The sequence below is a fragment of the Sulfuricystis thermophila genome (assembly GCF_004323595.1).
GTDB classification, from domain to species: Bacteria; Pseudomonadota; Gammaproteobacteria; order Burkholderiales; family Rhodocyclaceae; genus Sulfuricystis; species Sulfuricystis thermophila.
Genome location: NZ_AP019373.1, coordinates 1468662 through 1483575, shown reverse-complemented (window position 1 = coordinate 1483575; position 14914 = coordinate 1468662). Strand labels below are relative to the sequence as shown.

At 65.9% G+C, this 14914-nt stretch carries 13 protein-coding genes; 4 read left to right on the top strand and 9 right to left on the bottom strand.

The window, feature by feature from the left end; translation table 11 throughout:
* From queF to M52SOB_RS07410, 8 genes are all read right to left on the bottom strand, one after another.
* Entirely contained in the window at positions 1 to 420 is a 420-nt protein-coding gene (gene queF / locus M52SOB_RS07445; protein WP_131111266.1) for a preQ(1) synthase, read from the bottom strand.
* Positions 421 to 623: 203 nt separating this feature from the next.
* On the bottom strand, positions 624 to 1301 hold the full coding sequence (locus M52SOB_RS14025) for a PEP-CTERM sorting domain-containing protein (RefSeq protein ID WP_284155030.1): 678 nt from the start codon (positions 1299 to 1301) through the stop codon (positions 624 to 626).
* Between the two features lie 182 nt (positions 1302 to 1483).
* Entirely contained in the window at positions 1484 to 1795 is a 312-nt protein-coding gene (locus M52SOB_RS07435; protein ID WP_131111265.1) for an AzlD domain-containing protein, read from the bottom strand.
* Positions 1792 to 2472 carry an AzlC family ABC transporter permease gene (locus tag M52SOB_RS07430; protein ID WP_131111264.1) on the bottom strand — a complete coding sequence of 227 codons (681 nt, stop codon included), beginning with the start codon at positions 2470 to 2472 and terminating at the stop codon, positions 1792 to 1794. The genes M52SOB_RS07435 and M52SOB_RS07430 overlap by 4 nt, the downstream gene beginning before the upstream one ends.
* The gene (locus M52SOB_RS07425) at positions 2469 to 3218 is read right to left on the bottom strand and encodes a methyltransferase (RefSeq protein ID WP_131111263.1); all 750 of its coding nucleotides are present in this window, start codon (positions 3216 to 3218) and stop codon (positions 2469 to 2471) included. The genes M52SOB_RS07430 and M52SOB_RS07425 overlap by 4 nt, the downstream gene beginning before the upstream one ends.
* The gene (locus M52SOB_RS07420) at positions 3211 to 3984 is read right to left on the bottom strand and encodes an alpha/beta fold hydrolase (protein ID WP_172601781.1); all 774 of its coding nucleotides are present in this window, start codon (positions 3982 to 3984) and stop codon (positions 3211 to 3213) included. Before M52SOB_RS07420 ends, M52SOB_RS07425 begins: the two co-directional genes overlap by 8 nt.
* Positions 3981 to 5087 (bottom strand): aminotransferase class I/II-fold pyridoxal phosphate-dependent enzyme, encoded by a 1107-nt coding sequence (locus tag M52SOB_RS07415; protein WP_131111261.1) that lies wholly within the window; start codon positions 5085 to 5087, stop codon positions 3981 to 3983. Before M52SOB_RS07415 ends, M52SOB_RS07420 begins: the two co-directional genes overlap by 4 nt.
* Positions 5066 to 6487, bottom strand: a complete 1422-nt coding sequence (locus tag M52SOB_RS07410; RefSeq protein ID WP_131111260.1) for an adenosylmethionine--8-amino-7-oxononanoate transaminase — start codon at positions 6485 to 6487, stop codon at positions 5066 to 5068. Before M52SOB_RS07410 ends, M52SOB_RS07415 begins: the two co-directional genes overlap by 22 nt.
* Positions 6488 to 6501: 14 nt before the next feature.
* Between M52SOB_RS07410 and bioD the strand changes: the two genes are divergently transcribed.
* Positions 6502 to 7131, top strand: a complete 630-nt coding sequence (gene bioD, locus M52SOB_RS07405; RefSeq protein WP_172601780.1) for a dethiobiotin synthase — start codon at positions 6502 to 6504, stop codon at positions 7129 to 7131.
* Here the strand turns inward: bioD and bioB are convergent.
* Positions 7118 to 8080 carry a biotin synthase BioB gene (gene bioB / locus M52SOB_RS07400; protein ID WP_131111258.1) on the bottom strand — a complete coding sequence of 321 codons (963 nt, stop codon included), beginning with the start codon at positions 8078 to 8080 and terminating at the stop codon, positions 7118 to 7120. The two genes, bioD and bioB, sit on opposite strands and share 14 nt — an antisense overlap.
* A 94-nt stretch (positions 8081 to 8174) precedes the next feature.
* Here bioB and smc point away from each other — a divergent pair, with 94 nt between their 5' ends.
* Genes smc through ligA form a run of 3 tightly spaced genes read left to right on the top strand, consistent with a single transcriptional unit; the run spans position 8175 to position 14868 of the window.
* Positions 8175 to 11681, top strand: coding sequence for a chromosome segregation protein SMC (gene smc, locus M52SOB_RS07395; protein WP_172601779.1), 3507 nt, complete (start codon positions 8175 to 8177; stop codon positions 11679 to 11681).
* Entirely contained in the window at positions 11678 to 12844 is a 1167-nt protein-coding gene (locus tag M52SOB_RS07390) for a cell division protein ZipA C-terminal FtsZ-binding domain-containing protein (RefSeq protein ID WP_131111256.1), read from the top strand. The genes smc and M52SOB_RS07390 overlap by 4 nt, the downstream gene beginning before the upstream one ends.
* A complete protein-coding gene (ligA, locus tag M52SOB_RS07385; protein WP_131111255.1) occupies positions 12844 to 14868 on the top strand; it encodes an NAD-dependent DNA ligase LigA in 2025 nt (674 codons plus the stop codon). The genes M52SOB_RS07390 and ligA overlap by 1 nt, the downstream gene beginning before the upstream one ends.
* Positions 14869 to 14914: the final 46 nt, after the last annotated feature.

Here is a 14914-nt window from a genome sequence, read left to right as displayed (position 1 = left end):
TCAGCCGCGTGTGTTCGACTGGGCCTCGAATTCTGCGAGCTCGACGCGTGGCTGAGGTTTCCAGCCCTTCTTGCGATGCTCGGCGACGACGTTGGTGAAGATGCCGCCGCGGACAAAGAAGCGCGCGGTGAGCCGCATGAAGCGGGGCTTCACGGCGCGCACGAGATCGTCGAGGATGCGGTTCGTCACGTCCTCGTGAAAATGACCTTCGTCGCGGAAGCTCCAGATGTAGAGCTTGAGGCTTTTGAGCTCCACGCACAGCTTGTCCGGCACGTAATCGAGCGTGAGCACGGCGAAATCCGGCTGGCCGGTCTTCGGGCACAGGCAGGTGAATTCCGGAATTTCCATGTGGATCTGGTAATCCCGCTGCGGCGCCGGATTGGGGAAGGTTTCGAGGGTTTTCGTGGGCTGGGAGGGCATGGCAAGGCTTGGGATCGTCGGACAGTAGTGAGTGATTATAGGTGGAGGAGCTATCCGGGATTCATTATGGCCTCGACATCCGCATCGTGTGATGCTACTGCGCTGGCTTGTCGATGTTCAGGGAAGGGAAGCGCATTCTTGCAAATGAAAACGGCGGCCATTGGCCGCCGTGAGAGAGCAACATTGATTTTGTAAGGCTTAAGTTAAGCTTTGCGGCGCCGCAGCCCGGCGAGACCGGCGAGACCCATACCCAGCAAGGCGAGCGACGCGGGTTCGGGTACACCGTTTGAAGAGCCTAGACCGATCACGCCGACAGTGAAACCGTGCCACCATTCGGAAGTGTCGTTAAAAGTAATTGATGTGAAAGTGCCCGGTAGCTTAATTACACCATGGACCTCACCATTTCCATAAAACCCGGTTCCCGAATTGTTCAGGATTGGGGTACCGTATCCCCAATATCCAGTACCGTAGCTCAGAATCTCGATCGGGACGCCAAAATCGACGGTATTGCCGTTCCAGCTCACCAAAGCAATGAGCGGATCGACCACTGCTTGAGAGAATGTGATGGTTTTGGAGCCGCCTTGACCGAGTGTGATGATGTCGGAGGCCGGAGGGGCATTTTCGACAGTTGTACTGAGGTAGGGTGCATCAGGATTCCAGTAATTTGTCCCTCCGCTGGTTTGGACAGTATTGTACGCGCCACTGTAAGTTACATTGACAGTGCTTGAACCAACGGTAAGAATGCCGAACACCTGTGATGCGGCCGCGCTTACACTCGTCCAGTCGGTCCAATTGATAGTGGCAGCATGTACAGGTGCTGCTCCCAGTGTCAGCAGAGCGGCAGAAGTCAGAAGTGTGCGGGAAAGCGGTTTTGACTTCATGAGTAACTCCTTTCATGTCAACACAATTGCTAAATCTGAACATCAACAATTTAGCAAAGCGAAATTCGCACCAGCTTTTGTTTCCATGACTTATTGCATATAAATCAATATGTTGTAATTGTATAACTTTTGATGACTTAGGCTAAGTGTAAAAATAATCGACAGTTTTTGGTTCGATATTTTTACGAAAACGCACGTAGCAGCCAAAGCGCAGCGAAACCGCTGGCGATGGTGGCGAGCGTGTTTTTCCAGCGCGCGGCGACGGCGATGGCGACGATGCCCGCCAGCAGGCGCGGATTGTCGGTGACCTGTAGTCGGCCAGCCACCAGCAGGAGTTCCGGCGCGGTGATCGCGGTGAGGGCGGCGATCGGCACGAAGGGCAACGCGCGGATGAACCAGGCCGGCGGCTTGTAGTGGCCTTCGAGCGCGATGAAGGAATAGCGGATCGCGAAAGTGACGAGTCCGCAGGCGAGCCACAGCGGCCACCAGCTCATCGCTTCTCTCCGCTGAGGGCTCCCGCGGCCAGGCCCGCCAGCGCGGCGGCGAACAGGCCGGTTTTGTAGGGCAGGCCGGCCAGCATGACGGCCGCCGCAGCGGCGACGAGCGCGGCGAAGAGACGCGCGCGGCTGCCGATCAACGGTACGACGATGGCGATGAAGGTGAGCGGCAAGGCGAAGTCCAGACCCAAATCGCTCGGCAGCAGGCTGCCTGCCAGCACGCCGGCGAGGGTTGCCAGTTGCCAGCCGGCCCAGAGCGCGAAACCCGCGCCGAAGAGAATCCAGTGCGCGACCGGCGACTTCGGGTTTTCCAGCAGATGCGGAATCGCCGCGGCATAGGCCTCGTCGGTGAGCAGATAGGCGAGCAGGAGTTTCCAGCGGCGCGGCAGATGGGCAAGGAGCGGGGCCACCGAGGCGCTGTAGAGCGCATGGCGCAAATTGATCAGCCCCACGGCGCCGACCGACAACAGCGCCGGCGCGCCGGCGCCGACCAGCTGCGCGAGCAGGAATTGTGCCGAGCCGGCGAAGACGATCGAGGACATCAGCAGCGCGGCGAGCGGTGGGATGCCGGCGGAGAGCGCGACGACGCCGTAGATCACGCCGAAGGGCGCGACACCCAGATGCATCGGCAGCAGCGCGCGCACACCGAGGAGGAAGGCCTGGCTTCGTGTCATGGCTGGCGGTGGCTGAGGTAGAGGAACTCGTAGGTGAGGGCGGGCGTCGGCCCGAGGGTGGCGAGCACACGGCGCAGCTGGCCGGCGCCAAGCGGTTTGTGGCCAGCGGCGGGCGTATCGGCACCGATCGCGCGCAGCGCGCGCAAAAAGTCGATGCCTTGGGGCGGACGATCGACCCAGTGTTCGGTTTCGATGCGATTGTCGCCCGGCGGCAATGCGGCCAGACAGGCCTGACTCGTGGGCAGCGGGCGTGCGCCGGGCCGCAGGCCATGTGCCGCATGGGCCAAGCGCCATTCGCGGAAGGTCTCTGACCCCGGCAGGCTCAAGAGCAGCACGCCACCCGGCGCGAGCAAGGCGGAGAGCGCGGCGAATGCCGCCCGTGGATCGTCGAACCACTGGGCGACGAGGTTGCCGCAGACCAGATCGAAGGGGCCGGCGACCGCGGGTTGGGCACCGTCCATCACGGCGAAGTCGATGCGAGTGTTGGTGCCGAGGCGCTCACGGCAGGCGGCGACCATCGCCGGGGCGATGTCGCTGGCAAGGATCGTTGCGCCCGGCAGATGGAGGGCGAGCAAGACGGTCAGATGCCCGGTGCCGCAGCCGATCTCGAGCACACGCGGCCGCGGCGGCAGATGCAAGGCAGCCAGCCGCTCGGCGAGCCGCTGGGCGGCGTGGCGCTGCGCCGCCGAGTGGGCGTCGTAGGTCGTGGCGGCGGCGGCGAAACGCGCAGCGATTTCCTTACGCACGGGCGAGCCTTTCGATCCAGCGTGCACAGATTTCCGGATGGGTCACGGGCAGCAGGTGCCCCGTGGTTTCGATGAACTCGACCGTCCCGAAGGCCATCGTGCTCATCTCCGCCGGGACGATCGGATCGCGCGTGCCGGCCAGCGCGACGACATCGCTGCGGCGCGCGGCGAGCTGCGCGCGGCCGTCCCACTCGCCCAAGGCATCGAGCCCGGCCGCGAGACGCTCGAGATTGGGCGAGCCGCTCGGTGCATGGCCACCGCAGCGGGCGTGGAATTCGGCCAGCACCGCCATGGGTTCACGCTGGAATTGCCGTTTCATGCGGGAGAGCACGCGCGGCGCGACGGCGGGGGCATAGTTTCCCGTTGCGACAAAGCGCGGAAAGCCGTTGATCGACAGCAGGCGCCGCCAGGGGATGGCCGACTGCGCAAGCCACCAGAGGGTGCCGAGTGAGTGGCCGACGGCGAGGACAGGGCTAGGGAAACGCTGAATAAGTTGCTGCGCGGGCGCATCGCCGCGTTGCGCGGTGCTCGCTTCCTCGCCTACCTGTATGGTATGTCTCGGTCGCTGCGCTCCGGGCGCCTTGCGCTGCATCCCGCTCGCGGCCTTCTTCAGCGTTTCCTCAGGGAAAGTCGGCGCTGGCAAGACGGCACCGAAGTAGCCGAAATCGAGGGTGACGACGGGAAGCGCCGGGTCGAGCAAGGGGCGTACCGCATCCCACAGGTGCGCATCGTAGCCCCAGCCATGGACGAGCACGACGGTATTCACAGGCGCTCCACCGCCGCGAGCAGGCGCGCGAATTTCCCCTCATCGAGCGCCGCCGAGAGCGAGAACCGCAGCCGCGCGGTGTCGGCGGGCACCGTCGGTGGACGGATCGCGACAGCGAGGATGCCTGCCGCGCGCAACTTTGCCGCGGCTTCGAGCGCACGTTGTGCATCATTCAGCACCGCGGGGATGATCTGCGTTTCTGAGGCGAGGGTGTCGAACCCGCGTGATCGCAGGGTCTGGCGCAGCGTATCGGCCATCTGCATCAGTCGCGCGCGCTCGGCATCCATCGTGGGCACGAGGTCGAGCGCCGCATCGAGCGCGCCCAGGGCCGCCGGCGCCGGCGCGGTGCTGTAGATGAAGCCGGCGCAGCGGTTGACAAGCCAGTCGATCAATGCCTGTGAGCCGGCGACATAGGCTCCAGCCCCCCCGAGCGCCTTGCCGAGCGTGCCCATCGTCACGGTGGCGCGGCCTTGCGAAAGCCCGCTGCCCTGCGGCCCCAGCACGCCGGTGGCATGGGCTTCGTCGAGATAGAGAAAGGCGCCATGCTTTTCCGCAAGCCTGGCGAGCGCGGCGACGTCGGCCGTGTCGCCATCCATGCTGAACACCGACTCGGTGACGATCCAGCGCGTCTTGCCCGGGTGCTGCAACAAAAGGCTTTCGAGGTGCGCGAGATCGTTGTGGCGGAAACGGATCTGTTTCACGCCGCGCAATCCGGCATGGAGGCTGGCGTGGTTCAAGCGATCGGTGAAGACGGGCGGCGCGTCTCCCAGTTCCAGCAAGGCCGGCAACACCGAGCTGTTGAGCTGAAAGCCGCTGGCGAAGATCAGCGCGGCTTCCGTGCCCTTGAAGCGGGCGAGCCGTGCTTCCAGCGCGAGCAGTTCATCACTGGTGCCGGTGACGAGCCGCGATGCGCGGCTGCCGGCGCCATGCCGGGCGGCCCATTCACAGGCGCGCTCGATGACGAGTGGATGGCGGGAGAGCCCCAGATAATCGTTCGAGGCGACATCGACGAGCGACGGATCGATCGCGACGAGCCTGCGCCGCAGATTCGCCGCATCGAGCTTCGCGAGCCGGGGCGCGATCAGGGCGTCGAGAGTGGGCATGAAGCGGAGCCGGCCTGTTTCGACCAGTCGCTGACGACATCAAAGACCGCCGTCGTCAAGGTCGAAAGATCGGCCGTGTCGATGACGAAGGGCGGCGCGAGATAGACGATGTCGCCGAAGGGCCGCACCCAGACTCCCCGCTCGATGAAGGCGGGGCGCAGGCTCGCAGCGACCGGGCGATCGAGCTCGACGACACCGATCGCGCCCATGACGCGCACATCGGCGACACCGGGCAGCGTGCGGCAGGGTTCGAGCTCGCGCTTCATCTGCGCCTCGATCGCGGCGACCTGCTGCAGTCTCGGCTCGGTCTCGAACAGATCGAGCGAAGCATTCGCCGCCGCGCAGGCCAGGGGATTGGCCATGAAGGTCGGGCCGTGCATCAGGGCATCCTCGGTGCGTGCGGAGCAAAACGCGGCGAAGACACGATCGGTGGCAACGGTGGCGGCGAGCGGCAGCGTGCCGCCGGTGAGCGCTTTCGACAGGCACAGGATGTCTGGCAGCGCATCGTCGGGGGTCGCGAACATCGTGCCGGTGCGGCCGAAGCCGGTCATGATCTCATCATGGATCAGCAGGATGCCGTGCGCATCGCAGGCGGCGCGGATTAGGCGCAGTGTCTCGGCATCGTGGAAGCGCATGCCGCCGGCGCCTTGCACGCGCGGCTCGACGATGACGGCGGCGATACTCTTGCCATGCTGAGCGAGCATTGCGTCGAGCGCGGCGTGCGTCGCTGCATCGCGCGGCAGCGAGGCGAAGAGGTGCGGCACGCGGTAGGCGGCCATCGCGGCATGAAAGCCGCAGCCGGGATCGGTGACCGAGAGCGCACCCAGCGTGTCGCCGTGGTAGCCCTCCTTGAAGGCAAGGAACCGGTGGCGATCCTCGCCGCGGTTGCGCCAATACTGCACGGCGATCTTGAGCGCCACCTCGACGGCGACCGAGCCGGATTCGGAGAAAAATACGCGGTCGAGTTCGCCCGGCAGCCATGCGGCGAGCCGCCGCGCGAGATGGATCGCCGGCTCATGGACGAGGCCGGCGAACATCACATGCGGCAGGATGTCGAGCTGGTTTTTCACGGCGGCGACGATGTGCGGATGGCGGTAACCATGGCACATCGTCCACCAGGAAGAAATGCCATCGATCAGTTCCCGGCCATCGGCCAGCCGAATGCGCACCCCTTCGGCAGCCACGACCGGCAACGGCGCGGGTGCGGTGGCCATTTGGGTGTAAGGGAGCCACAGAAAATCGATGCATGGCAGAGCTTGTGAAAAACTCTGCTGCGCGGCCCGCTGGCTGTGTTGCGCGGTGCTCGCTCCCTCGCCTACCTGTATGGTATGTCTCGGTCGCTGCGCTCCGGGCGCCTTGCCATCGGCCCGCTCGCGACGATTTTTTCTACAAGCTCTCATGGGAAAATGGTGCAATGAACAAAACCTATTTTATAAGCGCCACTGGCACCGAGCTCGGCAAAACCTGGCTCACCGCGGGGCTTTTCAAGGCATGCCGTGACCAGGGCAGGCCGGTGCGGGCGATCAAGCCGGTGATGTCCGGCTACGATCCGGCGCGACATGAGGATTCCGATGTGGCGAAACTCGGCGCTGGCAGGACGGCATGGAGCTACCGGGCGCCGTTGTCCCCCGATCTCGCGGCGGCGAAGGAGGGCAAAAGCATCGACTTCGATGCGCTCGTCGCCTGGTCTCGTGACGAGATGGCACGGACAGAAGGCTTGCTGCTGATCGAAGGCATCGGCGGCGTGATGGTGCCGCTCACTTCCCGGCATACGGTGCGCGACTGGATCGCGGCGCTCGATGTGCCGCTTCTGCTCGTCTGCGGCACTTATCTGGGCGCGCTCTCCCACACCCTGACCGCGCTTGCGGCATTGCGCGAGCTCAATATCCGTCCCGCCCATCTGATCCTCAATGAGTCCTTCGGCAGCTCGGTGAGCATCGAGGACACGCTCGCTTCGCTCACTCCCCATGCCGGCGGGCTGCCGATCGTCGTGCTGCGGCGGGACGATGCGGCGGGGCTGGCGCGGCTCGCTAGCATCCTGTGAGTCCCAGCCGCGCAAACAGCGCTTCGTCGTGAGCCACCTCCGGGTTGCCGGAGGTGAGGAGCTTGTCGCCATAGAAGATCGAGTTCGCGCCGGCGAGGAAGCACAGCGCCTGCAACTCGTCCGACATCTGCTGGCGGCCGGCGGAGAGCCGGACATAGGAGGTCGGCATCGTGATGCGCGCGCAGGCGATGGTGCGCACGAACTCGAACGGATCGAGCGGCGGCGCGTTTTCCAGCGGCGTGCCGGGAATCGCCACCAGGTGGTTGATCGGCACCGATTCCGGCGGCGGGTTCAGGTTCGCCAACTGGGCGATCAGGGAGGCGCGCACGCGGCGGCTCTCGCCCATGCCGATGATGCCGCCGCAGCAGATCTTCATGCCGGCCTGGCGCACGCTCATCAGGGTTTCCATGCGCGCCTGTTGGCTGTGCGTGGTGATGATCTGGTCGTAGAACTCCGCGCCGGTATCGAGGTTGTGGTTGTAGTAGTCCAGTCCCGCCGCGGCGAGCTTTTCGGCCTGACCCGGCCCCAGGAGCCCCAGCGTCAGGCAGGCCTCCATGCCGAGATCTTTGACGGCTTTCACCATCTCGATGACGCGGTCGAGGTCGCCATCCTTCGGCCCGCGCCAGGCGGCGCCCATGCAAAAACGCGTCGCGCCCTTGTCCTTCGCGGCCTTGGCGGCGAGCTTGACCTCTTCGAGATCGAGCAGCTTGCCGCGCTCGATGCCGGTGGCTTTGTCGCGCCGCGCCGATTGCGAGCAATAGCCGCAATCTTCCGAGCAGCCGCCGGTCTTGATCGACAGCAGCGTCGAGCGCTGGATCTTGTTCGGGTCGAAATGCTGGCGATGGACGGTTTGCGCGCGGTAGAGCAGATCGGCGAAGGGCAGCTCGAAGAGGGCTTCGACGGCGGCGGTGTCGATTGCATTAGGCAAGGCGGAGGACGGGTTTTGCATGGTCGGTTCCGTGACGGCTGGGCCGCGAATTGTACTGGGTCGCACCGTCTATAATGCGCCGTTCATTCCCCGGACAGCATTTTCCCCCCCTGACGTGCGCCTCACCAAGCTCAAGATCGCCGGCTTCAAGTCTTTCGTCGAGCCGACCACCGTCGTGTTTCCGAACCAGCTCGCAGGCGTGGTCGGGCCCAACGGCTGCGGCAAGTCGAACATCATCGACGCGGTGCGCTGGGTGCTGGGCGAATCGAAGGCCTCCGAACTGCGCGGCGAATCGATCCAGGACGTGATCTTCAAAGGCTCCGGCACGCGCAAGGAAGTCGGCCGGGCCAGCGTCGAACTGTTCTTCGACAATTCGCAAGGACGGGTCGGCGGGCAGTGGGGGCAATATGCCGAAATCACCGTCAAGCGTACCCTCGACCGCGACGGCAATTCGAACTATTACATCAACAACCTGCACGTGCGCCGCCGCGACGTGATCGACCTGTTCCTCGGCACCGGGCTGGGGCCGCGCGCCTACGCGATCATTGGCCAGGGGATGATCTCGCGCATCATCGAGTCCAAACCCGAGGAGCTGCGCTGGTTCCTCGAAGAAGCGGCCGGCGTGACGAAATACAAGGAACGGCGCAAGGAGACCGAGGGCCGTCTCGAAGACGCGCGTGAAAATCTCGCCCGCGTCGATGACATCCGCAACGAGCTCGCCGGCCAGGTGGAACGTCTCGAGGCGCAGGCCGAAGTGGCGCGGCGTTACCGCGATCTGCAGGCGCGCCTGAACCGTCGCCAGAGCTTGCTCTGGCTGAAAAAACGCAACGACGCGCAGGCCGAGGCCGAGCGGCTCGCACGCCAGGTCGCCGAGCAGATCAACGCGGTCGAGGCCGAGACGGCGCGCCTGCGGGAGATCGAAGTGCGCGTCGAGCAGGCGCGCGAAGCGCATTTCGCCGCCTCCGATGCGCTGCATGCCGCCCAGGCCGAGATGTACGCGGCCAATGCCGAGGTCAAGCGGTTGGAAACCGAGATCGCCCACCTGCGCGATGCCCGTGCGCGGCTGGAGGCCCGCCTGGGCCAGCTCGATGTGCAGGAGGCGCACTGGTCTGCCGAGATGCGCCGCGTCGAGGAGGAAGAGCTGCGCTGGAATGCGCTGCTGGAAAACTCGCGCGAGCGCGCCGTCACCGCGGCGGCCCGCCACGAGGAAGCGGCCGCACGCCTGCCCGAAGCCGAAGAGGCCGTCAGGGAGGCCGAAGCCCAGGTCAGCGAAGCCCGCAAGGCGTTGAATGCCGCCGAACAGGCGCTGCGGCTTGCCGAGGCCGATCGCAGCCATGCGCTGCGCGCGCTCGACAATCTCGCCCAGCGTAAAAGCCGCATCGATGCCGAGCGAGCCGCTCTGGTCGCGCCCGATGCCGGTGAGCTCGCTCGCGCACAGGAAGCCGAAGCCGCGGCCGAGGCCGGGCTGGAAACGGCTCAGGCGCGGCTTGCGGAACTGCAGGAGCGTCAGCCGCTCCTCGAAGCGGCGCTGCGCGAGAAGCGCGAGGCGCTGGCCGCCGCCCACCGTGCCACTACCTCCGCGCGCGCGCGCCACGATGCGCTGGCGCAATTGCAGTCCCGCGTCGGTCAGGGCGGCGATCTCGCCGGCTGGCTCGCCGACTTGGGGCTTTCGGCTGCCGAGCCGCTCTGGCATGCCTTGGAAGTCGAGCCGGGCTGGGAGACCGCCGTCGAGGCCGTGCTGCGCGAACGGCTGATGGCCGTGCCAGCCAGCCGTGAGGCGCTGCAAAAAGCCCTGACCACGCCACCGCCGGCCACCGTCGCGCTGGCGTTGCCGGAGGCGACGCCGGAAGCCACTCCGCCGGCCGACAGCCTGCGCGCCAAGGTGCGCTGCCGCGATACGCGCTGGGCCGCAGTGCTCGACGAATGGCTCGGCGACGTGCGCACCGTCGCGGACGATGCCGCCCTGCTCGAAGGCGCGGGTTGGCGTATTGGTCGCGCTGGCCATCTGGCCACACCGGCCGGTCTCACCCTCTACGTGCCGGACGTCAAGACCCACGGCGTCATCGAGCGCCAGCGCGAGATCGAAACGTTGGCTGCGCAGATCGAGGCGCTCGAAGAGGCAGAAAGTGTAGCGCGTGAAGCGCAGCTTGCCGCCGAACAGGCGGTCGCTGCCGGCCAACAGCAGCTCGCCGAGGCGCGGCGCGCGGTGCAGGAGGCGCAGAGCCGCCGCCATGCGGCGCAGGTCGAGGCCTTGAAGCTCAACCAGGCGCAGGCGCGTTTCGACGAACGGGCGGCGCAATTGACGCGCGATCTCGACGAGATCATTCGCGTCGAGGAAGAGGAAAAGGCATCACTCGTCACTGCCGAAGACGAGGCCGCGCGTGCCCGCGAAGCATTGGCGGCAGCGCGCGCGCGCATGGAAGCCGCGCTGGAACTGCAACGCCAGCGCGACACGGCGCTGCGCGAGGCGCGCGCGCTCGAACACCAACTCGCCCGCGAGGCGCAGGAAGCAGGCTTCTCCGAGAAGGAATGCCGCGGCAAGCTCGAAGACAACGCGCGCGCCGCCGAAACCGCGCGCCGCCAGCTGGCCCAGGTGGCCCAGGAGCGCGCGCAGGCGACGCAGGAGCTGGCCGCGATCAGCGACGAAGTCTTCCAGCAGCAATTGCAGACCGCCCTGGCGACCAAGGGAGCCCAGGAGGCCACGCTGGCGGAGCGGCGCAACGAACTCGAAGTGGCCGCCGCGGCGCTGCGCAGCCTCGACGAGGAGCGTTTGAAGATCGAGCAGGGGCTGCAACCGGCGCGTGACCGGATCAACGAACTGAAGCTCAAGCTGCAGGCGGCCGAGCTCAATGTCGAACAGTTCCAGGAGCGGCTCAAGGAAGCCCATGTCGCGAGCCCCGAAGACGAGGCGGCGCTGGCCGCCGAATTGACTACCAACCTGCGCGACAGCGTCTTGCAGGCGGAAATCACGCGGCTGGCCAACGAGATCGAGGCGTTGGGGCCGGTCAATCTGGCCGCGCTCGAAGAGCTGGCGAACGCGCAGGAGCGCAAGGGCTTCCTCGACGAGCAGTCGGCCGATCTCGCCACGGCGATCGGCACGTTGGAGGACGCGATCCGCCGCATCGACCGCGAGACGCGCGAGCAATTGCAGGAAACCTACGACAAGGTGAATGCCAATTTCGGCGCCCTGTTCCCGGAACTGTTCGGCGGCGGCGAGGCGAAGCTGATCCTCACCGGCGAGGAGATCCTCGATGCCGGCATCCAGATCATGGCGCAGCCGCCGGGCAAGCGCAATTCGACGATCCATCTGCTCTCCGGCGGCGAGAAGGCGCTCACCGCGATCGCCCTGGTGTTCGCCTTGTTCCAGCTCAATCCGGCGCCGTTTTGCATGCTCGACGAGGTCGACGCGCCGCTCGACGACTCGAACACGGTGCGTTACTGTGAAATGGTCAAGCGCATGTCGCGCCAGACGCAGTTCGTCTTCATCACGCACAGCAAGATCACGATGGAGATGGCGCAGCAACTGATCGGCGTGACCATGCAGGAACAGGGCGTCTCGCGCGTCGTCGAGGTCGACATCGAAGAAGCCCTGCGCATGGCGGACAAGGAGGCGGCGGCATGAAAGATCTGCAGATTGCACTGATCGTCTTTGGCGTGGTGCTGGTCCTCGCCGTCTGGCTTTACAACCGCATTCAGGAAAAGCGTTTCCTGGCGCGCAAAGAGCGCGAGGCGCTGGCATCCGCTGCTGCCAAGCCGAAAACCATGCCGCCAGGCGGGGAAACCGCTTCCCCGCAGCCGGCGAGGAGGATCGAGCCGAGCCTGTCGACGTCGCCGCCGGGTGCCGGTGCACCAGAGCCGAGTTTCATGGAGGCCGATCTGCCGCTCGAGCCCGAGGCCGCCGTGCCGGCCGGGGAAGTGGATTTGCTGCTCGACGTCGAAGAGGAGGGCATCCCTTCCGTGCCGGCCGAGTGGAGCGATGGCAGTGTCGATTGCCTGGTGCGCATCGAGTTCGTCGCACCGGTACCGGTGCAGGTGCTGCGCGAGGAACATCGCGACTGGTCGGAGCGCATCGACAAGCCGGTGCAGTGGCTGGGTCTGGATGAGCATAGCGGTCATTGGCACACGTTGCTGCCGGACGATCCGGGCAGCGTCAAACACCTCGCTGCCGCGCTGCAACTGGTCGATCGTCTCGGCGCCGTGAGTGCGGAAACGCTGGCAGCTTTCGTCGAGGGCATGAAACGGCTGGCCCAGCGCTTCGTCGGCCGCATCGAGGCGCCGGACACCGGCGCGCTGTTCGAGCGCGCGCAGGAACTCGATGCGTTTTGCGCCTCGGTGGATCTGCAACTGACGCTGCACGTGCTGCCGAAACGCACCCCGCACCTCTCCGGTGCAGCGCTCGCGCCACTGATCGAGCGTGCCGGCCTGCGTCGCGAAGGCGAGCGCTTCGTCGCCAGCAATCCGGACGGCAGCGAGGTTTTCGCGCTGATCTGCCGTGCGTCGACGACCTTCCCGGCGGATCAAGTCGCGGCGAACGAGCTCACCGATCTGATCTTCACTCTCGACGTGCCGCGCGTGGCAGCCGGTGCGCAGGCGTTCGAGCGTCTGCTCGATTTCGCCCGGCAGTGCGCAACCTCGCTCGGCGGGCAGTTGGCCGACGCGCATCGCAAGCCGCTGCCCGAAGCAACGATCGCCATCATCAGAAGCCGCATCGTCGAGCTGCAGAGCCGCATGGCCGAGCGCGGCATCGTGCCCGGCGGGGTGCGCGCCCTGCGCCTGTTTGCGTGATGGGCGGAAAAGTCGCAGCGGAGGTGGCTGCCCGTGCGGCGCAATTGCGCGCCGAGATCGAGCGCCACAACTACGCCTATTACGTGCTCGATGCACCGACGATCCCCGATGCCGAATATGACCGGCTGTTCCGCGAATTGCAGGCAATCGAGGCGGCGCATCCCGAGCTCGTCACGCCGGATTCGCCGACCCAGCGCGTCGGTGGCAAGCCGCTGGCGGCGTTTCGCGAAGTGCGCCATGCGGTGCCGATGCTCTCGCTCAACAATGCGTTTTCCGCCGAGGAGGTGGAAGCGTTCGACCGCCGCTGTCGCGAAGGGCTCGGCAGGGAGGTGATCCGCTATGCCTGCGAGCCGAAGTTCGACGGCCTGGCGATCACCCTGCGCTACGAGGGCGGGGTCTTCGTGCAGGGCGCGACGCGCGGCGACGGCTTCACTGGCGAGGACGTGACGCAAAACCTGCGCACCGTGCGCAACATCCCGCTGCGTTTGACGGGCGCGGACGTGCCGCCGCTGATCGAGGTGCGCGGTGAGGTGCTGATGCTGCGGCGTGATTTCGAAAAACTCAACGAGCGCCAGCGCGCCGCCGGCGAAAAGGAATTCGCCAATCCGCGCAACGCCGCGGCAGGCAGTCTGCGCCAGCTCGACCCGAAGATCACCGCGCAACGGCCGCTGCGCTTCTACGCCTATGGCGTGGCCGACGCGGGTGCCGTCTCGCCAGCGCCGATTTTGCATTCCGAGATGATGGCGCGGCTCGCCGGCTGGGGCATCCCGGTGGCACGCGAGCGGGTAGTGGTGCAGGGGGCGCGTGGGCTGCTCGGTTATTTCGAACGCATCGGCAGAGAGCGCCGCAGTCTGCCCTACGACATCGATGGCGTGGTCTATAAGGTCGATGCGTTCGCCGATCAGGAGCGCCTGGGCTTCGTCGCGCGCGCGCCGCGCTTTGCGATCGCCCACAAGTTCCCTGCCGAAGAGGCGCTGACGACCGTCGAGGCGATCGACGTGCAGGTCGGCCGCACCGGCGCGCTCACGCCGGTGGCACGGCTCAAGCCGGTGTTCGTCGGCGGTGTGACGGTGACCAACGCCACCTTGCACAACGAGGATGAAGTGCATCGCAAGGACATCCGCGTTGGTGACACCGTGATCGTGCGGCGCGCCGGCGACGTGATTCCCGAGGTCGTCGCCATCGTTCCGGAGCGGCGTCCGCCGCATACGCATCCGTTCGTGATGCCGAAGCGCTGCCCGGTGTGCGGCTCGGCGGTCGAAAAGCCCGAGGACGAGGCGATTGCGCGCTGCACCGGCGGGCTTTACTGTCCGGCGCAACGCAAGCAGGCGCTCTTGCACTTCGCTTCGCGCCGCGCGATGGACATCGAAGGCTTGGGCGAAAAACTGGTCGATCAGCTGGTCGATCAGGGCCTCGTCGCCACGGTGGCCGATCTCTACCGGCTGGATCTGCCGACGCTGGCGAATCTCGAGCGCATGGGCGAGAAATCGGCGCTGAATCTTCTGGCCGCGATCGACAGGAGCCGCCAGACCACGCTGGCGCGCTTCATCTATGCGCTCGGCATCCGCAACGTCGGCGAGGCGACGGCCAAGGACCTCGCGCGCCATTTCGGCTCGCTCGACGCCCTGATGTCGGCCGATGTCGCGACATTGCAGCAGGTGCCGGAAGTCGGGCCGGTGGTGGCCGAATCGATCGCCCACTTTTTTTCCGAGCCCCACAACCGCAAGGTGATCGAGGCGCTCATCGCCGCTGGCGTGCGTTGGCCGGAGGAAACCGGTCGGCGTGCCATCCCGGCCCCGTTTGCCGGCAAGACCTTCGTGCTCACCGGCACACTGCCGACGCTGACACGCGAGGAGGCCAAGGCGCTGATCGAGGAGAAGGGCGGCAAGGTCGCCGGCTCGGTGTCGAAGAAGACCGACTACGTCGTCGTCGGCCTTGACCCCGGCAGCAAATTCACCAAGGCGCAGGAATTGGGCATTACCATGCTCGATGAAAAGCAATTGAGGGAGCTACTGAAAAAATGAGATCTGTCAAGAAAACCGTATTTGGCTCCGGCATAACGCCCGCTGC